Genomic DNA, 25,004 nt, shown 5'->3' with positions numbered 1-25,004 from the left:
CTTGATTTTTCTAATTTAAAAGTTCGCGATTGTAGCTAAAGTGTAGTGAGGCTTTGCTTAGACAAGAGTTTTATGAGCTTTATATGTTACTGATGGGAATGAAAATATATTTAATAATGCCTAAAGAATACAAGGAATACAATCTATTGATATAAAATTAAACTTATAAGAAGCTAGGTAGGTTGGTAGGTTGGTATGTGCTTTCGTTATTATTTTAATTGTCTAGTTTAGCAGTTCTTTTGAGGTTGTAAAAAGATGAAAAAAATTCTAGTTGTTGATAGTTCAAAAGTAACTTTAAACCTTATTAGAAAGATGTTGTCACCTATTGTTGGCTTGGGGATATATGAGGCAAGCTCTATGGCGGAAGCGCAAGTCTTTATGCAAGTACACAAAGTTTTCGTGGTCTTGACTAATTTAATTTTAACAGATGCTCCAGATATGGAGATGTTGAACTATTTGGCAAAAGAAAATATACCTACTATTGTTTTTAGTTCTAATGTTCAAAGTGCACTTTTACAAAGTAATCTTTACTCAAATATTATAGATTATGTTATCAAAGATACCAATGGTTTGTTTTATCTAAAAAGGCTCATAGATGGGCTGATGTATGCAAGAGATAAAGAGGTGCTTTTAGTAGAAGATTCTCAAAGTATGGCTTTGTATGTAAAGAAGATTTTAGAAAAACTTTTGCTTCGTGTAGTGGTGGCACAAAATGGAAAAGAAGCCCTTAAGATTTTAGACAAAAAAAGAAACATCTCTTTGGTTATTAGTGACTACAATATGCCTATAATGGGTGGCTTAGAGTTTACAAAAGTACTTAAAACTGATAGTAGATTTACTAAATTAGTACTCATTATTATAATAAGTGAGAGTGCAGATGAACTTAAAGTACAGCTATATAAACATGGAGCAGACGATCTTATTATAAAACCTATTTTACCTGAAGAACTTAGTATAAAAGTGCTCAATATTTTTTTAAACCTCAAACAAATTGAAGAAATTAGTGAATTTAATGCGATTGTAGATCAACATGTAATCTCTTCTGCAACTGATACGAAGGGAAATATCATTGCAGCTTCTCAAGCTTTTTGTGAGATATCTGGATATACAAAAGAGGAACTTTTAGGAAAAAACCATCGAATTTTAAGAGATCCTAGTATGCCTGATAGTTTGTATAAAGAGTTATGGGATACAGTTACCCATAAAAAAGTATGGAGAGGAGAGATTAAAAACCGCAAAAAAGATGGCGGATATTATTGGGTAGATGCCATTATAGAGCCAAGCCTCTCAAAAGATGGTGGAATCATAGGTTATAAAGGACTTCGTTATGATATCACCGATAAAAAGCGAATAGAAGAGATAAGCATCACTGACGGACTTACAAATATTTTTAATAGACGACACTTTAATAATACTTTTCCAAAGATATTAGAGGACGCAAAAAGAGATTACAAAATAGTTTGCTTTTTGTTGATGGATATAGACCACTTCAAGCAGTATAATGACAACTATGGACATCAAGCGGGGGATAATGTGCTTATAAAGTTTGCGGCTTGTTTGAAAAGATCTTTGCAAAGAGCAGGTGATATGGCATTTCGTTTGGGGGGTGAGGAGTTTGGGCTTGTCTATAAGGTAGATACAAAAGAGAAAGCTTTATTGTTTGCAAATAGGGTAAGAGACGATATTGAAAATCTTAAAATAACTCATGAATATAGCAGTGCGAGCAAGTATATAACAGCTTCTATGGGGCTAGTGTGTGGTTATGCTTCTGAGCTTGGAAACATGGACGCACTATTTAAAGAGGCAGATGAATTGCTTTATGAAGCAAAAGAGAGTGGAAGAAATCAAGTAAAAGGAAATTAGCTATCAATGCTAAATATTTAGAACTCTTTTTAATTAAGTTTAATAGAGATAGAATAATTAGCAAAACATTTAGGGGTAAATATGCCAAATACAAAAGAGAATTTAGAAGTAGCGTTTAGCGGAGAGAGCGGAGCATACCAAAAATATAGTGCATTTGCAAAACAGGCAGAAAAAGATGGATTTACAAATATTGCAAAACTTTTCCGTACAACGGCAGAAGCAGAGAAAATCCACGCAGAAGGACATTTAAAAGCGATGGACAAGATAGGCTCAACGCTAGAAAATCTAGAAGCAGCAATAGGTGGGGAGACTTATGAGTTTGAAAATATGTATCCACCAATGTATGAGCAAGCAGTAGCAGAAAATCATAAAGCAAAAAAAATGTTTGGTTATGCTCTTGAAGCCGAGAAAGTTCATGCTGAGCTTTATAAAAAAGCATTTGCGGCAGTTAAAGAGGGCAAAGATATTGAAGAGATAGGAATTTATCTTTGTCCTATATGTGGCTATATAGAGTTGGGAATGCCAACTGAAAACTGCCCAGTATGTGGCGTTAAACCATCTGCATTTGTTCAAATTTAACCAAGATGCTCCTTTTGGAGCATTTTTGCAATAAATCAAAATCAAGCTTATCTTAGTACAATCTCACTCTTAAAATCTTTGTAGGAGTTGATTTGCCACTTTCTCGTTTAAATGAAGAGCAGTATGCAGCAGCGACTTCCAAAGAGCCTCAAAACCTCATTATCGCCTCTGCCGGTACCGGTAAAACTTCTACTATAGTTGGTCGTATCGCCTATCTTTTAGGGCAAGGTGTAGAGCCTTCACAAATCCTGCTTCTTACTTTTACCAATAAAGCGGCAGCTGAGATGATTGATAGGGTTGCTAACTATTTTGGTAAAGATATTGCCTCAAAGATAGACGCCGGGACTTTTCATGCAGTTAGTTATAGATGGCTAAAAAAAGATAATAAAAAGATAGTTTTAAAACAACAGAGAGAGCTAAAAACTCTCTTTAGAAGTGTTTATGAAAAACGATCGTTTGGGCACATCGGTGCAGAGGTGGCACCTTATGGCGGAAATTATCTTTATGATGTTTACTCCTTTTACCAAAATACAGAACTGCAGAACCATTTTGAGGATTGGGTTAAAAATAGGTACCCGGAGCATGAATTTTTTGCGATGATTTATGCTGATATAGTTGATGAGTTTGAGAGTTTAAAGAAAGAGTATGGTTTTGTAAACTTTAATGATTTGCTTTTGCACTTTAGAGAGATGTGCAAGAACAGAGATTTAGGCTATAAAGAGGTGCTTGTTGATGAGTATCAAGATACAAATGCGCTTCAAGGAACTCTTATAGATGCGATGAATCTGCCTTCAATTTTTTGTGTCGGTGATTATGACCAGAGCATTTATGCTTTTAATGGTGCTGATATCTCAATTATCGGCTCGTTTACTACAAAATTTCCAAACGCAACAGTTCATACTCTTACAAAAAACTACCGCTCAACCGTTCCTATTCTCTCTCTTGCCACGAGAGTTATAGAACATAATGAGAGGATTTATCCAAAAAAATTAGAAGTTACAAGAGAACAGAACTCTCAGGCTCCAAAGCTTCTGGCGTATGATGAACTTTTTGACCAGTACCATGCCATGGCGGCGCAAATAAGGGACTCTCAGACCCCAAGAGAAGAGATAGCGGTAATTTTTAGAAACAACTCCTCTGCGGATGGCATAGAAGTTGGACTTCGTGAACTTGGAATCCCATGTAAAAGAAAGGGCGGAACTAGCTTTTTTGACTCTCGTGAGGTTAAGGCTATTTTGGATTTCTATACTCTGCTTGTAAATGAGGCGGACATGATGTCGTTTATACACCTTTTTGAGTTTGCAAAAGGGGTGGGGAGTGCCACGGCAAAAGAGCTTTATATCGGGCTAAAAACTCTTGGACATGGGAGCATGTTTTATGGACTTTATGCGCCTAATGAATCTATAAACAACCCTTTTGAAAAGAGAAAGTTAAACCAGCAGCTAGGACTGTTTGATGATTTTTTGGAGCTTGGAAGCGTTGGAAAATTTGCAAAACTTGGATTTGAAGATAAGTTCATGAAGAACCCGATTTTAAAACATCCAAAGCTCACGAAAGATAATGCTATGTTTTTATATGACTTTTATCTTCTTTTTCGTGATTTAAAAGGTGTAAAAGAGCCTCGTGTTATTGTAAAAAAGATCTCACATTCCGCCATATATAAAAATATTTCTGAAATTTTAGCAAACCAGAGATCAACACTAAAAGATGGCACGATAGATGAGAAACAAAAAGAGGAGTCACTCTCAAGAATAAGCAGAAAAATGGTTCTCTTGGAAGAACTCTCAAAGCCATACTCGCAACATGATAGGTTTTTAAATGCCATGATTTTAGGCTCGTCAGATTTAACGCAAGGCGAGGGAGTAAATCTGCTGAGTGTGCATGCCTCAAAAGGTTTGGAATTTAAAGAGGTTTTTGTGGTTGATTTGATGGATGGAAGATTCCCAAATAGAAAATTGATGCAACGAGGCGGCTCGCTCGAAGAGGAGAGAAGACTATTTTATGTGGCAGTGACAAGAGCAAAAGATATACTCTACCTAAGCTATGCAAAATATGACAAGATTAAAAAAACAAATTTCCTACCATCGCAGTTTTTATATGAGGCGGGTTTGGTTCCTAAAGATGAAGCATATAGGGCTATGGTTATGAAAGACACAGATAAGGAAGATAGAGATTAATCTTCAATACTCTTTGTGGCGCGAATCCCTCTGACTTCCAGAAAATAGCTATGTCCCAAGTATATGACAAAAAAAACCGCTCCAAAGAATATAGCAAAAGGGATTAGAGATATAAGGTAGAGCGTTAAGGTTTTTACTCTTAAACTTTTTGAATTAAAAAAGCTTATCTGTTTGAACTCTTTTTCTGTTGAGATGTTTGATGAGATGTCATAGAGCATCATTTTGTGAAAAAAATAGTAGAGTGGGAGGTTAAAAGCTATGATATTTATGATAGGGATGAAGTAAAACGGCGTTAAGGCTATGAAAAATAAAATCATAAAAAAGAGGTACTTGACAAGTAAAAACATCGCTTCAATGATGTTTGAGTAACCAATCATCTCTACATCATTGTAATGTTTTTGATGGATTTTTTTTAGAATTGTGGGAGTTAGAAATCCTATGGCTAGAATGGCTACAAAAACAGAGATGTAGAGCGTGAAAATCATACCAACAAAAAAAAGTAAAAACGATGCCATCCAAGATGCTAATATGTGGGTTGTTAGGAAGTTTAAAATAGTGCTTCCATCAAACTTTGCTGAGATATTTTCAGTGTGAGGGACGCCGTTTTGGATAGTTGTTTGAGTGCTTTGAAAGTCAAGAACGCCTATGTGCTGGATTAGAGTTCCATAAAAAGTAAAGAAAAGTACAAACATCAAAATAATCGTAAAAATAAAGGGCAGGGTGGCGAGTTTAAGCATATCTTTCGTTAAAAAATCTTTTATACTCTGTTTAAATATTCCAAGTTCACTGTTCATTTTTTACTCCAAATCTTCTCATTTAATTTTAACTCTTTTACTACGCCAATAGCTAAGTGAAGCGTTTTTACATACTCCATTGCCGTCTTGTGATCCAATAGCGAGCTAAAGACAACTGGCTCAAAGAGATCTTTGTCGTAAGAGATTGCTATGTAGATTTTACTACCAACAAAAGAGATGGATACTCTTCTTTGTGATCTGTTTTTGAGCTGCAAAAACTTCTCCATAAGTGAGTGTGAGAGGATATATCTTGCCTCTATCTGATCGGACGAGTAGACAACAAACTCTTTTTCAAACTCCACACTGTCCATCTTTACAAGCTCATCTCTTGAAGCATTTTTTGATTGTAACCAGTTACCGATGATGTTGCCAAATGTGCCTTGTGCGGAGTCTGGAAGCACAACTGTTTTGCCTATAAAGTTTTTATTAAACTCAGAGACAATAAAAAGCCCTTTGAAGATTGTTATAAGTTCTGAGCCGCCTTTAGAGTTTTTTCTCTTCTCTTGTGCGTGAATGTCTGAAAACTCAATATTTACGCCATCAACTTCGCCTCTAACTAAATCGTTTCCGCTAAATTTATCTGCTTTGTTGAAAAGAGTTGAGCGCTCAAATATAAGCTCAGATAGGTACCCATCTTGCGAGTAGATAAGCTTTTCTCCAATTTCGCCAATAAGTGGTTTGATGACGCCTTGTTTGAACTCCGCTGTGTAATCTTTGGTCATTGACTTGTATAAAATCGTCATAATTCCAATATATGCAAAAATAACAATCTCAAAATGACTCTTGAGTATAGAGGCTATAATAATTGCGATTGCACCTATGATTACCCCGACTACTATAACTCTATGTTTTAGATTTGTTCTGTCGGTTTCTAGTTTTTGAAGGAGTGGAAATAGCTCCTTATAGTAATAATCAGTTAGTTCGCTTATGTTTTTCATATGTTAAACAGATAATTTGTTTTAGTGCATAACATCAGTTAAAAAGCTCTTTAACTGACACATTTTCTCTTTGACTCTCGATTACAATAAAAACATCTTTTCTTTTGTAGTTTATGATAGATGCCATTATACTAGTTGGAATCATCTCAATAGCGTTGTTATAGTCTGTTACTGCCTGATTGTAAGCTCTTCTTGCCGCAGAAATCTGCTCTTCAACCTCATTTAAAGAGCGTTGCAGGTGCATCATAGTTTCATTTGCTTTTAGCTCAGGATAACTCTCAACTGCCACCATAATAGAGCCAAGAGCAGAGCTTACTTTTGCATCAAGTGCAATCTTTTGTGCTTCATTGATATTTGGTCTGGAAGCGTCAGCTCTAAGCTTTGTAACCTCAGCTAGAAGTGATTTTTCATGTTCCATATATTTGCCTACGGATGCAACAAGATTCGGGATGAGGTCGTAGCGTTTTTTAAGAACCGTATCGACACTTGCAAAGATATTTTCAACCTGATTCTTTTTTGCAACAAGAGAGTTGTAGATCAAAACTAAGATAAGAGCAATAACAATTAAAACAATAAGTGTTGTCGACATGTTTAAATCCTTTGTATGAGGTTAGTAGGGTAGTCTATCCAAAAAGGGTTGAAATTTCTATTTTTGAAGTTTTGTTTCTGTATGATAACATCATAAAACCACTATATACGGAGACAAAATGTGGCAGATGTTACTCTTGAAAAAAAGATACTACTCTCATAGCGAGATAAAAGAGGATGAAAATCAGGAGTACTACAGAAGCAGTTTTCATAAAGACTACGACAGAATAATTTTTTCAAACTCATTTAGAAGACTATCAAAAAAGACACAGGTTCATCCGCTCTCAAAAAACGACCATGTTCACAACAGATTAACACACAGCCTTGAAGTTGCAAGTGTCGGCAGAAGTTTAGGGCTTAGGGTCGGAGAATTTTTGAGTAAAAAGTATCCGCACATAGAGATAAACCCTTACGATGTCGCATACATCATCCAGACTGCTTGTTTGGCACACGACATCGGAAATCCGCCTTTTGGACATGCGGGAGAAGAGGTTATAAAAGAGTGGTTTGAGACAAATAGGAATGAGGATTTTTTAAAAGAACTCTCACAAAATGAGATAGAAGATTTTATCCATCTTGACGGAAATGCTCAAAGTTTCAGAGTTGTCACTCAAATAGAAAATAATCTTTTTGGCGGCGGAATGAATCTTACTTTTGCGACACTCGGAGCTTTGGTAAAGTATCCGCACTCTTCAAGCAACTGCAAAAATATCGGTAAATCAAAGTTTAACTATTTTCAAAGTGAATCTGCTTTTTTTAAACTCCTTTTTAGCGAACTCGGATTGATTAGAGCAGACGGAACTTTTAAAAGACATCCTCTCTCTTATCTTATGGAGGCCTCAGACGATATCTGCTATGGTTTGTTGGATTTGCAAGATGCACTAGAGCTGAAAATCATAACGCTTACGGATTTAAAAAATATCTTTACCCTTATCTGCGGTGAAGATGAGGTTGCGAAAATATACTCAGAGAGTAGCATTGAGGATACTAAAAAAGTCTCAAGACTTGTTGCTATATCCATACACCTTTTAGCCGTTCATACGATGGAAATTTTTGAAGAGAATTTTGATGCCGTAGTAAGCGATGAACAGCCGAAAGATTTGATTGAACTCTTTAAAAAACATGAGTTTAAAACCGCCATCAAAGAAGCAAAACGGCTTGGAAGCGCAAAAATATTTAACGAAAAAAGAAAGATAGAACTAGAACTCGGAGCTTACAATATTATAGAAACTCTGCTAGAAAACTTGATGCATGCCACATACGAATTTTATAAAAAAGGCGACGAGACAAAACTCTCTTTTGGAAACAAGAGAGCACTGGAACTTATGGGCGAAAACAGACCTCAAAAAACTCAGAGTCTCTACAATATGTACCAAAGGGTTATCGACTACATCGTCGGCATGACGGACAACCACGCGATGTATGTTGCAAATCAGCTCAATGGGATGGGGAGCTAAGCAAAGGAGTATTTATGCTAAAGTTTTTACTATTTTCTATCATCCAGATAGCTCTTTTTGCAGTCGAACCAAATTTTGGAAAGTATGACGGAAGTGCTGTTATACTAGATCTAAACAGCTCTAAAAGAGTTGTTTTCGGAGAGCGTGAAAATGAGAGATACTCGCCGTGTTCTACATTTAAAATCTTAAACAGCTTGATAGCTCTTGAAGTAAAAGCCGTAGAAGATGAGAATGAGAGTATAAAGTGGGATGGGGTTGTGCGTGAGTATGAGGCGTGGAATCGTGATCACTCTATGCGCTCGGCTATCGCGGAATCTACCGTTTGGTTCTATCAAGAGATGGCAAGACGCATAGGTTATAAGAGAATGGCAGAATATGTTAAGGGGACTAAATACGGTAATATGGATACATCACGCACTCTTAGCGACTTTTGGTTAGGAAGCGGAAGTCTTGCCATCTCACCGAATGAACAGATTGATTTTCTCTCGAGATTTGTTCGCAACGATCTTTTGTTTTTGCAACAGAACATAAATACGGTAAAAGATATTATGACCATAGAAAAAAAAGATGGATACACGATCGCCGCAAAAACGGGAAGCTGCGGCGGTATAGGATGGTTTGTCGGTTTTATAGAAAACGGGCAAAGCGGAAAAGTTTTTGTTTTTAATATAAAAGGCGAGGGAGCAAACGGAGCAGAGGCAAAGCGGATAGCTTTAGACTATTTTAGAGCTAAAGAGTAGTTATGATTTTGCTATATTCCTAGCCGCTAAGTACCCGCTTGCCCATGCAAAGGCGAAGTTGTAGCCGCCACGGCGACCTACTACATCTAAAACTTCTCCGCAGAAGTAGAGGTTTTTTTGTTTTAGCGATTCAAAAGTTTTTGGGTTTATTTCGCTTGTATCGATTCCACCGCCGCTTACTTCTGCGTGACGGAAACTGTGTGTATCTGTTACTTCAAAGCGCCAAGATAAAAGAGAATTTGCTATTTTTTTACTGAGTTTTATCCCGATTTCATCCCCGCTTATTAATGTTTGAATTTTTAAATCTTCCAATATTCCAACTGCGATTTTAATAGGAATAAGTCCGCTTAAAATATCAATAATGCTAAATTTTGGCTCCGATAAAGCCATTTTATTTATATGGTTTGACAGTTTTTGAGCATCAAATTTTGGAAGTAGATTTATGGCTATAGCAACGCTTGAAAACTCCATTAAAGCAATGCTTGCTCGTTGAGAGATATCTAAGATGGCAAAACCAGAGGCGCCATAATCTGTAAAAAGTATATCGCCACTGCATGAGAGCTCTTTTTTATTATTTATAAGCAGCGTTACTTCACCATCAATTTTGGCTCCGCTCATTTTTTTTGCTATTTGAGAGTTTAAATGTAGTTGAACTAGTGATGGATAAGTGGGAATGATGTTGTGTCCAAACTCCTGTGCAAAATTAACTCCATCTCTATTTCCGCCAAGATGAGAGGCTGCTTCAGAGCCAGTAGCGACGACTACCGCATCATAGTCATACAGAAGTTTTTTTATATCAGAGATTTTTGTGTCTGTGTGAAAATTTACACCGAGATTTTTAGCGTGGTTCACAAGAAGTGATGCGACACTTTTTGCCTCATTACTCAGCGGATAAGCTCGTCCATCATCTTTGATATCAAGTAAAAGACCTATGCTTTGGCAAAATTTTTCAAATCCTATAAATCCAAACTCTTTTATGGCAAACTCTACAAATAATGAATTTTCTGAAAAATAGTCGCTTGATGAGAGATTCTTATTTGTTATGTTACAACGCCCATTTCCAGAGACTAAAATCTTTTTGGCACATCTTGAGTTTTGCTCATAAACATCCACAATCAAAGATTCTTTGGCACAAAATATGGCGCAAATAAGTCCAGAAGCTCCACCGCCAACAATCGCTACTTTTTTCATATACTATATTCCTTGTGAGTACATTTTATCAGAACCATAAAAATTAATCAATTTATGCAAGCACTTTGCTGTAAAAACTATATATTAGCGATAATTTTACTAAAATATTGGAGATTTAAAAGAGGAGTTGAGATACAATATAAATATAAATTTTTATAAAAGTCCAATGAGTGTAGTTATATTAATAATAGTGAAGAGAGATACTGTATGTTAAAACCAATGTTAAAACTAATCTTTGCATTAATGGTTGTTGTGAGCGGTTCTGTGGTGGCAAACGAGTTGCCAAATATTTGCAGTAGAGATCAAAATGTCAATGAGTTTACAATACTAAGTTATCACGAAATAGCCGCTAAAGGCGAGACACTAGACTCAACATATACGGTTACTCCAGAACATTTTAATGAGCAGATACGCTGGTTTATAGATAATGGATACCACTTCGTTAGTGTGGATGATATTTTAAGATATCGAAAAAATTCAAAATTATTGCCAGATAAGGCAGTTTTGCTTACTTTTGATGATGGTTATCAGTCTGTTTATGCCAATGCTTATCCTGTTTTGAAAAAATATAAAATTCCAACAGTAATCGCGCTTGTTGGCGGTTGGTTAAAGTCAAAAGAGAAGGTGGATTTTGATGGGCATATGATTGACCGAAGTAAGTTTTTAAGTCAAAAAGAGATTAAAGAGATGGTTGCTAGCGGTTTAGTTGAGATTGCTAGTCATTCATATTTAGCACACAAAGGGATACTTGGAAATCCTCAAGGCAACAAACAGCCGGCAGTTAGAACTCGTCAATGGTTTCCAGATAAACAAGTTTGTGAGGATGAGACATGTTATGAACAACGAGTTCATGATGATTTACTGGAAAACAGTAATTTTTTAAAGCAATACACAGGACAAAAACCTCGCGTGATGGTTTGGCCATATGGATACTATAACACCAAAGTAACTAAAATCGCAAATAAGTTAGGGATGCCTATTGGACTAACGCTAGATGATGGAAGTAACACAAAGATTACGCCACTATCTAGACTTCGACGAATATTGGTTGAAGGGAAAATGACACTTCCTGATTTAAAACTAAATATGTTGGTGAGAAATGCTAATTTCACAGACGATGCTCGCACAACAAAGGCGGCGCATATTGACTTAGATTATATTTATGATCCAGATCCAAATCAACAAGAAAAAAATCTCGGTGGTTTGCTTGATAGAATAAAAAAGCTGGGAATAAATACAGTTTATCTTCAAGCCTTCGCCGACCCTGATGCCAATGGTGCGGCGGATTATGTCTATTTTCCAAATCGAAATATACCAATGCGCGCCAATCTGTTCAACAGAGTATCTTGGCAGATAGCAACTCGCACACAAGTGAAACGAATCTATGCTTGGATGCCTGTCATAGCTTGGGAGTTACCTAAAAATAGTCCTGCCGCAAAAGATTTGGTAGTAACACTGCAAGTTGATCCAACCCACCTAAACATGGGGTATCCACGACTCTCTCCATTTTCTCCAAAAGCACAAAAAGTGATTAAAGAGATTTATGAGGATTTGGCAAAATCAGTTTATATTGATGGAATAATATTTCATGATGATGTGACTCTGTCTGATTTTGAAGATGACAGCAAAGCAGCTAGATTGCAATACAAGAAGTGGGGATTATCACAAAGTGTTGCCAAAATAAGAGCAGATAAAAAGCAGTTTGCTAAGTGGACAAGACTCAAAACTGAGTATTTGGATGATTTTGCAATGGAATTGGCTCAGATTGTAAGAAATGAGCAACCAGGGCTCAAGACAGCTCGCAATCTATACGCACAAGTTGCACTAAGTGATAACGCAGAGGAGTGGTATGCTCAGTCATTAAAAGATTCAATAAAAAAATATGATTACACAGCGATTATGGCGATGCCATATATGGAACAAGCAAGCAATTCGACAGAGTTCTATGATAATATTGTAAAAAGAGTAAAAGAGGATAAGTGCGGTTTAGAGCGCACGGTTATGGAGCTGCAGAGTGTAGATTGGAGAAAAAATAGTGAGGCTATCTCATCTTCTGAGCTTAGTCAGACCATAAGACATCTTTATGACTTAGGTGTGCATCACATCGCGTATTATCCTGATAATCAGTATAAAAACATCCCCAATGCAGATGCAATAAGAGAAGATTTTACAAAAAAACCATTACGAATGCACACGATAGTGCCAAGCAATGTCACATCAAATAAGTAAGGATAGTTTTTGACAGATTTTTATGTATTGTGGCACTTTGTTTGGCATGCAGTTCTTGGTTATGTATTTTACTATCCGCTCTTCATGTCAACTCTATGGATGATTGGCGCTATATTTTTTTACTTTAAAAATGAGAGAAAGTATGTTAATCAGACGATTCCAGAACTCGAAGTTGGCGAGAGTTGGCCTGGCGTATCTATCCTAATTCCATGTTACAACGAAGGTCAAAATGCTATTGAGACAATCTCTTATGCTCTTAATGTTATATATCCTGATTTTGAGGTAATAGCTATCAATGATGGAAGCAAAGATAACACGCTAGAGATATTGGTGGGGCTTGCAAAAAATAATCCAAGACTGAAAGTTGTCAACTTAGCACAAAATCAAGGTAAAGCATTAGGGCTTCAAGCTGGAGCACTTTTAGCAAAATATGAGTATCTTGTTTGCATAGATGGAGATGCCCTGATTGATCCATATTGCCTCTACTGGATGGCTAAACATTTTGTGCATTATCCGCAAGTAGCAGCCGTAACTGGCAATCCAAGAATACGAAACCGTACAAGCCTGCTTGGCAAAATACAAGTTGGAGAGTTCTCTTCTATTGTTGGTATGATAAAGCGAGCACAAAGAAGCTTTGGGCGTCTATTTACGATTTCTGGTGTAATTGCTGGCTTTAGAAAATCTGCAGTTCATGAAGTTGGTTACTGGAGCCCTGATATGTTGACTGAAGATATTGATATAACATGGAAGCTACAGAGAAATGGTTGGGATGTTCGTTTTGAGCCTAAATCTTTAGTCTGGATTTTAATGCCAGAGACTATCAAAGGATTATGGAATCAACGCCTTCGTTGGGCAATGGGTGGTGCTCAGGTAATGTTTAAAAACTTTAGAGTTCTGTTTTTGCATAAACAGACACATCTTTGGGGGCTTATGATTGAGTTGATGTTGAGTATGATTTGGGCTTACAGTATGGTTTTGGTTATCTTGGTGTGGATTGTTGGTCTGTTTGTTCCAGTTAACTATCTGATGCCTAATGAATCACCAATTTTGCCTGATCAAGGTAGCGTAATTTTGATTGGCGCATGTCTAATACAGTTTGCAATTAGTAAATGGCTAGATGGTCATTATGATAAAGGCTTGGGAAAAAATTATTTTTGGATGATTTGGTATCCATTTGCTTTTTGGTTTTTAAATCTTTTTACGGCCGTTGTTGCGCTTCCAAAGGTTATATTTGGCAAAAAAACTCGTGCTAGATGGGTTAGTCCAGATAGGGGTGTTCATCAACAGCTAACAAACACCGAAGACAAATCCTCCATGAAGGTTGATATATGAATCATGAAACTTTGATTATCAATAAGCGCCATGAGTTGCCTCTTCGTAAGAAATTGGTTTGGGACGCGGTGACTGTTTTATTGTGGGCTGGTTGGATATATCTTTGGAAACCACTATTTCATGTTTTTTATAAAATGATTAACTTGGATGCACCTGCTGATGAGATATCATCAGTTATTTTTGATGAAGTTTCGGCAGTAACATTTGAACACGCAGTAGTGATGTTGGTCGCTACTCCGATCGTTTTATTTATTTTGTCATGGTTAAACCGACATGTTGCCCCAAGCGAACATCTGATTTATGAGTTTGATGAGTATGCAGATTATTTCAAAGTAGATAGTGAGAAACTAAAAGAGTCAATGGATACTCAACTAATAACTATACATCATGATAACCATGGACATATAGTAGATTTAGAGAATCAAATTTCAATAAAATAGTAACTAAAGCGATACTATTTTAGCCCCAAATCCACCCATACTTTGCGGTGCATCTTCAAACTTTTTAACACTAGGATGAACACTAAGGAAATTTTTAACTGCATAAGAGAGCTTTCCAGTACCGATGCCATGGTAAACTATAACTTCATCCCAGCCAGCAAGCAGCGCATCTGATAAAAATTTGTCAAGCACTTCTGTTGCTTCATCGGCTCTTAGACCATGCAAGTCGCATTTTAATCCAGCTCTTTTTTCTACACTTACTTTTATATCGGTATTTGGCTTGCAGCTTACTATTTTAGTATGTTTTAGTTGTGTTGTTTTGACTCTGACTCTCATTCCGTCAATCTCTATAATTGCATCTTTTTTATCGTTAATAGCAACTATTGTCCCTTTTTGGGCGTGATACTTTACAACATCTCCCATCTTAAACGCAACATCTACTTTTGGTTGCTCTTTTGGCGGAGGAGGCAGCTTTTTGTTTGCCTTATCCATAGCTCTATGAATAGCTTTGATATCGCCAGCTTTTGCGGCAGATTTTGCTTCATTTATGGCAATCTCATAACTGTGAATTAGGGAATCTTTCTGTTTTTGAAGCTCATCAAAATCTCTTTGTCTCTGCTCTTTTAGCTCTAGTTCTTGTATTTTTAACTTTTCTATTCTCTCGTCAACAACTTTATGTTTTTGTCTTAACTCTCTCTCTAGTTGTGAGCCTCGCTCTATAAGTATATTTAGTTTTTCGCTGTTGTCGCCGTAAACCTTCTTTGCTTCACTAACTATCTTGTTTGAGATTCCATAGCGACTCGCAGTTTCAAATGCGTAACTTTTACCAATAATCCCATGGATAAACTCATAAGTAGGGGTTCTGTTTGTTTCATCATAGATAGCCGCCATAAGCTCAACATCATCACGATCAGCCATTAGTGCGGCTAGGCGTTTGTGATGGGTTGTTACAACTATTTTGTGTCCTCTTTGTATCAGTTCGCTAAGCATAACCTTAAAAAGTGCCGCTGCTTCGTCGCTATCGGTTCCTAGTTCTATCTCATCAACTCCAACAAGAGAGTTGTTGTAATCAAAAATCTTAGAAAATTCCTGCATCCGTCCAGCAAATGTTGAGATGTCATTTTTTACATTTTGAGGGTCATCAATAATAGCTAGGATGTTTTTAAATGAGCCAATATGTGAGTTATTCTCGTTTAATTTCATAGGAATTATATATTTTGCCATAAACACAGATGATAGAATTGATTTCAAGAGCATAGTTTTTCCACCAGCATTTACACCTGTAATCATCAAAATATTTTTAGAAAAGTCCACAAATATGGGCTTTGCTTTATGCAGAGCAGGGTGGATAAAGCCATCTAAGACAATCTTTGAATCTTTTTTTGACTTAACAATCTGCAAATTTGAACTTCTTGCAAAAAGAACTCTTGCCTGATAGTTGTCAAACTTTGTAAACTCTTTGTCTATGAAAGATATGAATGGCTGAAGGTCAAAAAATTTGATAGAAAACTCTTTTGCATAACTGTAAAAGATGGCTTCTCGCTCTTGATTTATATAGCGAATCTGCTCTTTTGCTTTTAAGATAGTGTCAGGAGAGACATAAAAACCACCGCTGCTGCTTCGTCCAATAAGAGCACCTTTTAGAACATGGTTAAAACCGCCACGAACCAAAAGACACTCTTCATCATTTATGAGATGGACTTGCGTGTCAATGAGATAAGAGGAGAGTTTTGAGCTGGTTGTAAGTCTTCTTAGAGAGTCATTTATGTTATTTTTATGCTCTTTTATCTTCGCACTTAAACCAAAAAGATTTGTGTCCAGATTCTCTTCAAATTTTCCATCATGAGTAAAATACTTCTCGACCTCTGTGAACTTTACATCTATAACAAACTTACTCATCCATTCGCCGATGATTCCATCAACTTCCCTGCTTTTAAAATAGCGAAAGTATCTAACAACTTTTACTATCTCAAAAATCTGCTCAAAGTTTAAAATACCATGTTTTAGTAGATGAAGTTTTATGTTTGTAAAGTCAGCAACCTTTGGCGGTGCCTTAAACTCTATAGCATCAAGTGCCTTTATGTAGCGATAGTGAAGCTCTTGGTCGCCCTCGATATAAAGCTCGCTCTCTCTTGAGAAAAAACTTTTAAAAGAGTTTATATGTTCATTTAAATCCAGTTGGTTTATAATAATTTCTGTTTTTGATAATTTATCTGTTTTCATAACTGCCTATAAAAATTTTATATTTATTTGCAATTTTAGCTAAATTCTTTAATCTCTTTATCTTCTTTAACAAATCCATCCTCAACTCTTAAAATTCTGTCAAAAAGTGGCAACATTCGCTCATCATGCGTTACAACTACAATTGCAACTCCTTGCTCAGCTGAGAGTTTTTTAAGCAGTTGCATAACCGAGAGTGCTCGTTGTCCATCAAGTGCTGCTGTTGGCTCGTCGGCTAGGATAATTTTTGGATTGTTAGATAGCGACCTTGCGATGGCTACTCTTTGACTTTGTCCGCCTGAGAGCTGAGAGGGCATATTTTCTAATTTTTCTCCAACTCCGAGATAATCCAGAAGCTCTTTTGCTTTTTTGTTTGCATCTTTAATGGCAACACCATTCATTTGCGGTACAATAGTTACATTTTCTCTTACATTTAAAAAAGGGATGAGATTGTGCGATTGAAAAATAAAACCGATATTTTCACGGCGTAGGCGACGAGTGTCTTTGATCTGCCACTTTGTGTCATAGATTAGTTTTTCATTTAAGTGTAGTTTGCCACCACTAGGTTCCGTAATGCACCCAATCATCGTGATGAGTGTTGTCTTTCCTGAACCACTAGGTCCCAAAAGAGCTACCGTTTCACCTGCGTATATCTCAAATGAAGCCTCTTTGATTGCAGTTACTGCACTATCACCGCTTCCATAAGTTTTACTGATATTCTGCATTTTTATAACACTCTGTCTCAATTTACCCTCCTATCGCGCTGGCAGGATCTATGCGAAGCGCAGTTCTTATGCCTGAGAGCGATGATAAAATACTGACAATAATAACAACAACCATGAGTTTCAAAGCATCATCTGTGAGCAAAATGATTGTTTTTGGAAATTTATCCGCGGTTAGTTGAGCAAAAATATTCCCACCAATAAAAGCAATAGCACCAAGAAGAAGTGATTGTTGAGCAATCATTTTTGTGATTGTAAAGTTTGAAGCGCCGATGAGTTTAAGAATGGCTATCTCTTTTATCTTTCCAATTGTCATAGTGTAGATGATTAGTGAAATGATAACAGAGGCGACTATAAGTAAAATAACCGTAAACATTCCAATCTGTTTAGCAGAGCGCTCTATAACATTTTTGGTTAAGATGTCTTCTTGTTCTTTGGCATTAAAGCACTCAAGATGCTTCCATCGCTTTATCTCTTTTGCGACTTCTGCTGGATTTATGCCAGGATATAGTTTTAAAGTAAAACTGTTTACCATAGCTGTTGCACTGGAAGCACTTTGTCTTTCGCGGTCATTACGAATCTGCGCATTACTAAAGAGAAATTGCAACTCTTGCGCCTCTTTTAAATCCAGATAAATCATAGGATCGCCACCAAATGAAACCGCTTTATGTGTTAGTCCAACTACTCTGTAGATATTACGCCCAAGGCTAATAGAGTCATCAAGTTTAAAATTTGTTTTAGAATCTACAATAATCTCATTGAACGGCGTAGCAATAGGACGCCCTTTTATGAGGTGATATGGTTGAAATGAAGTACGCGTGTCATAGCCAAGCGCAAAAACACGAACAGGCTTTACACCTTGAGGAATCTGAATACTCTGAAAAGTTAGCGGGTTAACCTCTTTTACTCCAGAGAATCCCTTTAGTGAATATTTAAAATCCTCGTGCATTCTTGAGTTTTCAGCAAATGGTCCGAGCGTATCTTTTTGGACAACCCACAGATTAGGCGCTATGTCATTTGGCACAATCATCGCATCATGAACTAGTCCACGATAAACGCCAAGCATAATCAAAACTACTCCGATTAGCATCCCAACACCAAGTGCGGTTGTTATAAATTTACCTAAAGAGTGGGCAATATCTCTTTGAGCGAGATTAATCATAAACGAACCTTGTCTCCGGTTTTAACTTCCCTCTCATCCATAATAATTACTTTTTGTGATTTGTTTATTCCGGAGACAGCAACTTCTCCCTCGCTATTTCGCTCTATCACTTTTAGCGGATAAAAAACAGCTTTTGAATCCTTCTCAATCCAAACCCCACTACCATCTTTTGTTGAAATGACCGTATTGGCTGGCATAGTCAATATTTTTGGGTAGTAAGAGATAATTATTTTACCCTCAGCCTGTTCGCCGAGATGAATAGTGTCTGGGTTTTTATCTAGAGTAAGATAGACAACTCTCTCTTCTGTTATGCGGTCGCTTGTAACGCTAATTCTGCTTATGGTAGCTCCAAACTCTTGGTTTTTTATAGATCTAAGGGTTACGATTGCTTTTTGTCCTACTTTTAACGCTCCAGCCTGATGCTCATCAATATATACTTTTACCCATACTTTTTTAGGATCAGCAATCTTAAAAACACTCATCCCAGTATTTACGGTGCTTCCTTTTTCGGCGTCGCGTGAGATTACTATCCCATCAATGCTAGAACGAAGAGACAAATCATCAACTTTTGCGTTAAGTGCACCGCGAGATGCGATAGAGCGCTCTATCTCATGTTGGGATTGGTTAAGAGTCTCTTTGGCATTTAAGAGTTGCGCGTTTGCGCTTCTTGCTGAGGCTTCCACGCTATCTAGCTCTGCTTGAGTGACATATCCACCTTTTATCAAAGTTTTATAACGAGCAAGCGTTGCATCGGCTAAATCTTTTTTTGCTTGATAATCTGCTATTTGTGCTCTTTGAGAAGCCATTTGAGCACGATTTTTCTCAATTGTTGCCGAACTCTCTTTTAGATTTGCATCAAGTTCTGAGAGCTCCATTTTTGCAAGTATGGAGCCTTTTGTTACTATGTCGCCCTCATCTGCAAAAAGTGTTTCTATCTTGGAAGTTGTTTTAGGGGCAAGAGTGATAACTTCTTTTGCTTCAAGTGTTCCGACACCACTGATACTCTGCATAAATGCCTTCTCTGTTGGCATTGCAAATTCGTGTGTTATTTTAGGCAGATATACTTTGTTGTAGCCAATTGTTGCAATCAAAGCTACGGTTGCTCCGCCAACAATAAATGGTTTAATTTTTTTAAATGTCATTTTTAAATCCTTTATGGTACTAAAACAATAGAGTTTTGAGGTTGATTTAATAGTCGTTGCATATGTGCCCACGCAGCTACTTTTTGAAGTTTTGCTGCTGAGAGTTCTGATTGTGCATTATCTAAAACACTACGAGACTCAAGCACATCCACAAATGTTGCTAGTCCTTGTGTGTATCGTCCAGTGATTAGATCAAGAGCTTTTTGTGTTGAGTTGATTACGCTCATTTTAGCGACAATAGTCTCATCAAAACGAGAAAAATCACTATAAGCACCAAAGAGTTCCTGCCATAAAATTTTCTCTCTGCTCTCATACTCTTTTTGTGCGCTAGAGATGCCAATACGGCTTTTTTGTGCCTGAGAGGAGAGTTTTCCGCCATCATAGATTGGAATTACACCAACAACGCCAACTTGTGAGCTATCATAAGATGAGATAGAGTCGTCATAGCCATAAGATGCCATAAGAGAGATAGTTCCATAGCCCTCTTTATCACTTGCGTTTGAGTTTAGTTTTGTTTGCTCAATAACGGCTTTTAGTGATTTTAATCTTGGGTTATTTTCAGATAGTTGTCCCCTGAGGGTATCTGCATTTTTAACTACTTTTATAGTGCTTAAAAATTTTTCTAACTCCTCTTTTTCAACATCCAATGCCTCATCGTTTCCAACTAAAAGTTCAAGAGAGAGTTTGGCTTTTTGTGTCTCTGTGCGAACTGACTCAAGTCTATCTTTTGCCTCACTTAAAGAGGCAAAAAAACGCGACTCATCCGCTTCTGTTCTTAACCCGCTTTTTCGCATATTAACTGAGCGAGAGTATTGAGCTTCGTAAAACTCAACGGACTGCTCAGCACTGATAATCTGGTATTTTAGATATGCCAAAGTGTAATAACGAGCGATTACCTGCTCAACGAGAGTGTTTTTAGCCTCATCAAGATTTGAATCTGCTTCTCTATTTTTAAGAAGTGCTGCATTGTAACGGTTGCATGAGCGTCCAGCATCCCAAAGTGTATAGCTCGCAGTAATATCAGCGTGAAGTGCATCACTTTGACGAGTTGCAAAAGTGCCAGCGGATGGCATTACTAGTGTTTTGGTTGGATAGTAATTTGCGTTAAAATCTATCTTTGGGCGCAAAGCGGAGAGTGTACTCTTTGAATCAAGTATTGTGCTTTGTTGATTAAGATTTGCAATCTGCATGTCAGGGTGAGATTTGAGCGTTTTGCTTATTGCTTCTTCTAGACTAAGCGAAGCGCAGTCTCCATTTAAAGCTAGTAAAATCGTTAAAATAATGGATTTTTTGTATTTCATTTCTGCTCAATTTTTGTAATTTCTCCTCAATTGTACATAAAAAAATTAAATATTAATTATAAGTATAAAATTTAATAGTAGTAAATTATCTATTTATCTTTTATTATTGAAAATTTAGTTAATCCGTATTCATATCTGTTTAAAATAGTTGATTTTTTTACAACTATGTCATATAATAGTGGCTCCAAAATAATTTGGGCCCTTAGCTCAGCTGGGAGAGCGCTTCGCTGGCAGTGAAGAGGTCAGCGGTTCGATCCCGCTAGGGTCCACCATCTCTATAAGCAAATTTAACATCATCCAAAAAATAAAATGGCTATATTGATTGAAGTCAATGATAACAGTTATCAAAGAATGCTATTATGTTAAACTTTAAAAATCAGGAATAAAAATGAAAAAAATTATCTATATATATTTTATGGTAGTTACACTTTTGCTTGACACAGCTGGAGCTAGTGAAAAGCTTGATAAAATCGTTATCGCAGGGCCTTTTGCATCTGTTTCTCATCCGATTTTGCATATGATTGAGACAGGAGCACTTAAAGATGTTGCCAACAAGGTTGAGTTTAGATTGTGGAAAAATCCAGATGAACTTCGTGCCATGACCATCAAAAATGAAGTTGATTTTGTGGCACTTCCCACAAACACAGCGGCAACTTTAAACAACAAGGGCGTAGATATAAAGTTGCTAAATGTCTCTGTATGGGGTATTTTAGGCATGATTAGCCGTGATAGTACGATGAAAACACTAAAAGATTTCAGAGGCAAAAAGATAGCGGTTCCGTTTCGCGCTGACATGCCAGATCTTGTTTTTATGCAACTGCTTAAAAAAGAGGGCTTAGACCCTAAAAAAGATTTTGAGCTGGTTTATGTAAGTAGCCCGATAGATGCTATGCAGATGTTGATTATGCGCAGAATTGACCACTCGCTATTGGCTGAACCTGCTATCTCTATGGCTCTTCGTAAGACAAAATCTTTCCCAATCAGTATGGTTGCACCTGATTTATACAGAAGTGTGGACCTGCAAAATGAGTGGGGCAGGGTGTTTAATACAAATGGCGATATTCCTGAAGCTGGTGTAGCGGTAACTGGTAAGATGAAAGATAAAAATGTTATCAAGAGATTTCAAGAGGAGTATGACAAATCGCTCACTTGGTACAAATCTCATCCGAAAGAGGCTGGAGCGCTTGTTGCAAAGTCGATTTCTATGTTAAACGCAGATGGCGTAGCTGACTCGATTTCTCATGTAAGACTCAAAAATGTTAGTGCGGTGGATTCCAAAAAAGAGTTGGAGTTTTTCTTTAATGTGCTAAAAAGTGAAGATCCAAAAAGTATAGGTGGCAAACTACCGCAAAATAGCTTCTACTACGGACTGTAAGAGTGAAATTTGCGCTAAAAATCCTTAAAGATTTTCCTGCCTATCTTTGGAGTGGCTGGGGAGCGGTTGCTTCCATACTTCTTTTCATTGCGTTTTGGGACGCAGGAAATCAGGTTTATGGCGATTTAGTTTTGCCATCACCGCTTGAGACATTTAAAACTCTTTCTGTGATGCTTAGTGATGAGAGTGTTATCACAGAGATAAAAACTACGCTTTACCGTGCATCAATAGGCTTCGGTCTTTCGCTTGTTTTGGGCACTTCTCTTGGACTTTTGGCTGGTTTTTTTGCAACGGCGTCGATGATGAGCCGCCCAATTGTTACTATTTTAGTTGGTATGCCACCGATTGCTTGGATAGTATTGGCGATGATATGGTTTGGCATGGGCGATGAGACGGTAATTTTTACGGTAATTGTAGCCTCGTTTCCTATCGTTTTTGTTGGAGCACTTCAGGGAACTCGTACTCTTGATGGAGAGTTAAAAGAGATGGCAAAGAGTTTTAAGTTTCCATGGCACATGAAATTCTTTGATGTCTATTTTCCGCATATATTTTCTTATGTTTTTCCTGCTTGGGTGAGTGGACTTGGCATGGCTTGGAAGATAGTTATCATGGCGGAACTACTCGCTACAAGCAACGGCATAGGGGCTTCTCTGGCGGTTGCAAGAAGTCAGCTTGATACGCCGACTGCGCTAGCAATCGTTGTGATAATGATAGGCTCGCTTATGTTTATTGAGTACATTATTCTAGAGCCTATCAAGAGAGAAGTTGAATTATGGAGAGATTAGAGGTTAAAAACTTAAACCACAGTTTTGGGTTTACAAAAATTTTACAAAATATAAATTTTACTCTGCAAAAAGGTGAAGTTCTCTCCATCGTTGGTCCTAGTGGCGGCGGTAAAACAACACTTCTTCATCTTTGTGCAGACCTCATGGATGTGCAGGAGGGAAGTGTTACAAACTCATTTGTAAGTAGCTCTTTTGCTTTTCAAGAGGCGCGACTTCTTCCATGGAAAAATGTAATTGACAATATCTCTATGGGGCTTTTGGCGGCTGGATACAGACGAAGAGATGCTATAGAGGAATCAAAAAAGATAGCGCTTAGATTTGGGCTAGAGGAACGAGATTTTGAGAAGTTTCCAAAAGATCTGAGTGGTGGAATGAAGCAGAGAGTCAGTTTTGCCAGAGCTTTAGTTCTGAAACCGTCACTTTTGTTTCTTGATGAGCCGTTCTCTGCTCTTGATATAGGGCTTAAAAAAGAGTTGCAAACGATTCTTATAGATATGATAAGCAAAAAAGAGATTAGTATACTTTTTATCACTCATGATTTGATGGAAGCAATAAGATTAAGTGATGAGATACTGCTTTTAAAAGCAGATCCGGGGCATATAGTAAAAAAATTCTCTTATACTCTGCCTCAACATGAGAGGGATGATGCGTTTGTTTATGAGCAGAGTGCAAAGATACTTCAAGATGAAGAGATAATAGATACATTTGAGTTGAGGATGAAATAGTGAGCCAAGAACAAGAGAAACTCCATGCTACAAGTCACTATCTCTACTATCCCGATGAGAAGGATATTCCGCCATATTTAGCTTATGGATTTAGACCCATCTTTCTACTGCTCGCTCCATATATGATAATCTCAATGACTCTTTGGGGAGCTCTTTGGAGTGGTGTGATTTATATCCCTTTTATCGGCAATATCTTAACTTGGCATATTTATGAGATGCTTTTTGGGATTTTAACTGCCGGAACTTTGGCATTTCTCTCAACAGGTTTGCCTGAGCTTTTTCCAGGAATGGTGCCATTTGTCGGTAAGAGACTAAAATATATTATGATTTTATGGCTCGCTGGACGCTTAAGCTTTTGGATGATTGATGTAACGGGTATATATCTGGCGGCTTTTTTAAATCTTTCAATGCTTGGCTGGATTATCTGGTTTGCAAAAGATGCGGTTTTAGACAAGCTCCAAAGACACGCTTCTATTGGTTACACACTTGTGGCTATTTTTGCTATTGAAGTATGGTTCTTTGCATCTGAGCTTGGTTTTGCAAAGAGTTCTAGTTTAGATATACTAAAAGTTGCCGCTGGAGCAATCGTTGTTTTGGTTCTTTTGGCCATGAGAAGAGTAAACATGGAGGCAGTGAACGAGTTGATGGAGGACAAAGGGATAGATGACACTTTTATCTCACGACCGCCAAAAACAAATCTTGCCATTTTCGCTATCTCACTTTTTACTATTGTTGAGTTTTTATATCCAAATAACTCTGCACTAGGTTGGCTGGGACTCGCAACTGGTGCCGCGATTCTCGCTATTACAGCGGATTATAAACTAAAAGATGAGTTCATTTTAAACCAACCGTTTGTTATATATCTTGCTCTGATTTATCTGATGCTTTCTGTTGGTTACGCTCTTATGGGGTGGGATATTTTAAATGTTAATATAAATGGAATAAATCATTTTAGACATTTTATAACAAGTGGTGGAATAGGTTTGGCGTATCTTGTGGTTATGATAATTATAGGCTGGATTCATACCGGACGACACCTGACATCAAATATTTACACACATCTCATGATAGGTTTGATAGTAGCAGCAACTTTCCTGCGAGGTTTGATTCCATTTTTTCCAGAGTACACAAGTGAGTTTTACGCTTATTCAGCAGTTCTCTTTGTGATACCTTTTGTGCTTTATATGAAAGTTTTCTTTGGGTTTTTAATGGCGCCAAGAGCGGATGGGATAAAAGGCTAACTT

21 protein-coding genes and 1 tRNA gene are annotated in these 25,004 nt (G+C 37.2%); 13 read left to right on the top strand and 9 right to left on the bottom strand.

Features of this window, described 5'->3' with window-relative positions; translation table 11 throughout:
* Positions 1-255: 255 nt before the first annotated feature.
* The 3 genes from PHV22_RS03915 (at position 256) to PHV22_RS03905 (ending at position 4,619) form a co-directional block, all read left to right on the top strand.
* A complete protein-coding gene (locus tag PHV22_RS03915; protein ID WP_295022990.1) occupies positions 256-1,863 on the top strand; it encodes a diguanylate cyclase in 1,608 nt (535 codons plus the stop codon).
* A gap of 81 nt (positions 1,864-1,944) precedes the next feature.
* On the top strand, positions 1,945-2,442 hold the full coding sequence (locus PHV22_RS03910; RefSeq protein WP_295022991.1) for a ferritin family protein: 498 nt from the start codon (positions 1,945-1,947) through the stop codon (positions 2,440-2,442).
* A gap of 92 nt (positions 2,443-2,534) precedes the next feature.
* Entirely contained in the window at positions 2,535-4,619 is a 2,085-nt protein-coding gene (locus PHV22_RS03905) for an ATP-dependent helicase (RefSeq protein ID WP_299945845.1), read from the top strand.
* Here PHV22_RS03905 and PHV22_RS03900 read toward each other — a convergent pair.
* The 3 genes from PHV22_RS03900 to PHV22_RS03890 are packed head-to-tail and all read right to left on the bottom strand — an operon-like array spanning position 4,616 to position 6,940.
* Complete coding sequence (locus PHV22_RS03900) at positions 4,616-5,413, bottom strand: EI24 domain-containing protein (RefSeq protein ID WP_295022993.1); 798 nt, start codon at positions 5,411-5,413, stop codon at positions 4,616-4,618. The two genes, PHV22_RS03905 and PHV22_RS03900, sit on opposite strands and share 4 nt — an antisense overlap.
* On the bottom strand, positions 5,410-6,351 hold the full coding sequence (locus PHV22_RS03895; protein WP_295022994.1) for a DUF3137 domain-containing protein: 942 nt from the start codon (positions 6,349-6,351) through the stop codon (positions 5,410-5,412). The genes PHV22_RS03900 and PHV22_RS03895 overlap by 4 nt, the downstream gene beginning before the upstream one ends.
* A gap of 34 nt (positions 6,352-6,385) precedes the next feature.
* A complete protein-coding gene (locus PHV22_RS03890) occupies positions 6,386-6,940 on the bottom strand; it encodes a LemA family protein (RefSeq protein ID WP_295022995.1) in 555 nt (184 codons plus the stop codon).
* A 118-nt stretch (positions 6,941-7,058) separates the two neighbouring features.
* Between PHV22_RS03890 and PHV22_RS03885 the strand changes: the two genes are divergently transcribed.
* Both PHV22_RS03885 and PHV22_RS03880 read left to right on the top strand, forming a co-directional pair.
* On the top strand, positions 7,059-8,396 hold the full coding sequence (locus PHV22_RS03885) for a deoxyguanosinetriphosphate triphosphohydrolase (protein ID WP_299945833.1): 1,338 nt from the start codon (positions 7,059-7,061) through the stop codon (positions 8,394-8,396).
* 14 nt (positions 8,397-8,410) lie between these two features.
* Positions 8,411-9,136 (top strand): penicillin-binding transpeptidase domain-containing protein, encoded by a 726-nt coding sequence (locus PHV22_RS03880; protein WP_295022997.1) that lies wholly within the window; start codon positions 8,411-8,413, stop codon positions 9,134-9,136.
* Here the strand turns inward: PHV22_RS03880 and PHV22_RS03875 are convergent, their stop codons facing one another.
* Positions 9,137-10,327 (bottom strand): NAD(P)/FAD-dependent oxidoreductase, encoded by a 1,191-nt coding sequence (locus PHV22_RS03875; RefSeq protein WP_299945830.1) that lies wholly within the window; start codon positions 10,325-10,327, stop codon positions 9,137-9,139.
* A gap of 207 nt (positions 10,328-10,534) precedes the next feature.
* Here PHV22_RS03875 and pgaB point away from each other — a divergent pair, with 207 nt between their 5' ends.
* Genes pgaB through pgaD form a run of 3 tightly spaced genes read left to right on the top strand, consistent with a single transcriptional unit; the run spans position 10,535 to position 14,328 of the window.
* Positions 10,535-12,556: a poly-beta-1,6-N-acetyl-D-glucosamine N-deacetylase PgaB gene (gene pgaB, locus PHV22_RS03870; protein ID WP_299945827.1), complete on the top strand. Its 2,022-nt coding sequence runs from the start codon at positions 10,535-10,537 to the stop codon at positions 12,554-12,556.
* 9 nt (positions 12,557-12,565) lie between these two features.
* A complete protein-coding gene (gene pgaC / locus PHV22_RS03865; protein ID WP_295023000.1) occupies positions 12,566-13,888 on the top strand; it encodes a poly-beta-1,6-N-acetyl-D-glucosamine synthase in 1,323 nt (440 codons plus the stop codon).
* Entirely contained in the window at positions 13,885-14,328 is a 444-nt protein-coding gene (pgaD, locus tag PHV22_RS03860; RefSeq protein WP_299945822.1) for a poly-beta-1,6-N-acetyl-D-glucosamine biosynthesis protein PgaD, read from the top strand. The genes pgaC and pgaD overlap by 4 nt, the downstream gene beginning before the upstream one ends.
* 3 nt (positions 14,329-14,331) lie before the next feature.
* Here the strand turns inward: pgaD and PHV22_RS03855 are convergent, their stop codons facing one another.
* Genes PHV22_RS03855 through PHV22_RS03835 form a run of 5 tightly spaced genes read right to left on the bottom strand, consistent with a single transcriptional unit; the run spans position 14,332 to position 20,875 of the window.
* On the bottom strand, positions 14,332-16,551 hold the full coding sequence (locus PHV22_RS03855) for an endonuclease MutS2 (protein WP_295023002.1): 2,220 nt from the start codon (positions 16,549-16,551) through the stop codon (positions 14,332-14,334).
* Positions 16,552-16,586: 35 nt separating this feature from the next.
* On the bottom strand, positions 16,587-17,294 hold the full coding sequence (locus tag PHV22_RS03850; RefSeq protein WP_295023003.1) for an ABC transporter ATP-binding protein: 708 nt from the start codon (positions 17,292-17,294) through the stop codon (positions 16,587-16,589).
* A 1-nt stretch (position 17,295) separates the two neighbouring features.
* Positions 17,296-18,432, bottom strand: coding sequence for an ABC transporter permease (locus PHV22_RS03845; RefSeq protein ID WP_299945817.1), 1,137 nt, complete (start codon positions 18,430-18,432; stop codon positions 17,296-17,298).
* Positions 18,429-19,574: an efflux RND transporter periplasmic adaptor subunit gene (locus tag PHV22_RS03840; protein ID WP_299945814.1), complete on the bottom strand. Its 1,146-nt coding sequence runs from the start codon at positions 19,572-19,574 to the stop codon at positions 18,429-18,431. Before PHV22_RS03840 ends, PHV22_RS03845 begins: the two co-directional genes overlap by 4 nt.
* An 11-nt stretch (positions 19,575-19,585) precedes the next feature.
* Positions 19,586-20,875: a TolC family protein gene (locus PHV22_RS03835; RefSeq protein WP_299945811.1), complete on the bottom strand. Its 1,290-nt coding sequence runs from the start codon at positions 20,873-20,875 to the stop codon at positions 19,586-19,588.
* 196 nt (positions 20,876-21,071) lie between these two features.
* Here PHV22_RS03835 and PHV22_RS03830 point away from each other — a divergent pair.
* The 5 genes from PHV22_RS03830 to PHV22_RS03810 all read left to right on the top strand — a co-directional run bounded on the left by PHV22_RS03830 (position 21,072) and on the right by PHV22_RS03810 (position 25,001).
* A tRNA-Ala gene (locus PHV22_RS03830) sits at positions 21,072-21,147 on the top strand.
* Between the two features lie 116 nt (positions 21,148-21,263).
* Positions 21,264-22,250: an ABC transporter substrate-binding protein gene (locus PHV22_RS03825; RefSeq protein ID WP_299945809.1), complete on the top strand. Its 987-nt coding sequence runs from the start codon at positions 21,264-21,266 to the stop codon at positions 22,248-22,250.
* A gap of 2 nt (positions 22,251-22,252) precedes the next feature.
* Positions 22,253-23,035, top strand: coding sequence for an ABC transporter permease (locus PHV22_RS03820; RefSeq protein ID WP_295023008.1), 783 nt, complete (start codon positions 22,253-22,255; stop codon positions 23,033-23,035).
* A complete protein-coding gene (locus tag PHV22_RS03815) occupies positions 23,023-23,760 on the top strand; it encodes an ABC transporter ATP-binding protein (RefSeq protein ID WP_295023009.1) in 738 nt (245 codons plus the stop codon). The genes PHV22_RS03820 and PHV22_RS03815 overlap by 13 nt, the downstream gene beginning before the upstream one ends.
* Positions 23,760-25,001: an NnrS family protein gene (locus tag PHV22_RS03810; RefSeq protein WP_299945804.1), complete on the top strand. Its 1,242-nt coding sequence runs from the start codon at positions 23,760-23,762 to the stop codon at positions 24,999-25,001. Before PHV22_RS03815 ends, PHV22_RS03810 begins: the two co-directional genes overlap by 1 nt.
* Positions 25,002-25,004: the final 3 nt, after the last annotated feature.

Origin of the sequence: Sulfurimonas sp., assembly GCF_028713515.1 — a bacterium.
In the GTDB taxonomy this organism is placed as follows: Bacteria; Campylobacterota; Campylobacteria; order Campylobacterales; family Sulfurimonadaceae; genus Sulfurimonas.
This window is presented reverse-complemented; position numbering and strand designations above follow the sequence as displayed.

Coding starts and splice junctions, on each gene's coding strand:
- PHV22_RS03915 (WP_295022990.1), top strand. CDS start 256: ATGAAAAAAATTCTAGTTGTTGATAGTTCAAAAGTAACTTTAAACCTT.
- PHV22_RS03910 (WP_295022991.1), top strand. CDS start 1,945: ATGCCAAATACAAAAGAGAATTTAGAAGTAGCGTTTAGCGGAGAGAGC.
- PHV22_RS03900 (WP_295022993.1), bottom strand. CDS start 5,413: ATGAACAGTGAACTTGGAATATTTAAACAGAGTATAAAAGATTTTTTA.
- PHV22_RS03895 (WP_295022994.1), bottom strand. CDS start 6,351: ATGAAAAACATAAGCGAACTAACTGATTATTACTATAAGGAGCTATTT.
- PHV22_RS03890 (WP_295022995.1), bottom strand. CDS start 6,940: ATGTCGACAACACTTATTGTTTTAATTGTTATTGCTCTTATCTTAGTT.
- PHV22_RS03885 (WP_299945833.1), top strand. CDS start 7,059: ATGTGGCAGATGTTACTCTTGAAAAAAAGATACTACTCTCATAGCGAG.
- PHV22_RS03880 (WP_295022997.1), top strand. CDS start 8,411: ATGCTAAAGTTTTTACTATTTTCTATCATCCAGATAGCTCTTTTTGCA.
- PHV22_RS03875 (WP_299945830.1), bottom strand. CDS start 10,327: ATGAAAAAAGTAGCGATTGTTGGCGGTGGAGCTTCTGGACTTATTTGC.
- pgaB (WP_299945827.1), top strand. CDS start 10,535: ATGTTAAAACCAATGTTAAAACTAATCTTTGCATTAATGGTTGTTGTG.
- pgaD (WP_299945822.1), top strand. CDS start 13,885: ATGAATCATGAAACTTTGATTATCAATAAGCGCCATGAGTTGCCTCTT.
- PHV22_RS03855 (WP_295023002.1), bottom strand. CDS start 16,551: ATGAAAACAGATAAATTATCAAAAACAGAAATTATTATAAACCAACTG.
- PHV22_RS03845 (WP_299945817.1), bottom strand. CDS start 18,432: ATGATTAATCTCGCTCAAAGAGATATTGCCCACTCTTTAGGTAAATTT.
- PHV22_RS03840 (WP_299945814.1), bottom strand. CDS start 19,574: ATGACATTTAAAAAAATTAAACCATTTATTGTTGGCGGAGCAACCGTA.
- PHV22_RS03835 (WP_299945811.1), bottom strand. CDS start 20,875: ATGAAATACAAAAAATCCATTATTTTAACGATTTTACTAGCTTTAAAT.
- PHV22_RS03825 (WP_299945809.1), top strand. CDS start 21,264: ATGAAAAAAATTATCTATATATATTTTATGGTAGTTACACTTTTGCTT.
- PHV22_RS03815 (WP_295023009.1), top strand. CDS start 23,023: ATGGAGAGATTAGAGGTTAAAAACTTAAACCACAGTTTTGGGTTTACA.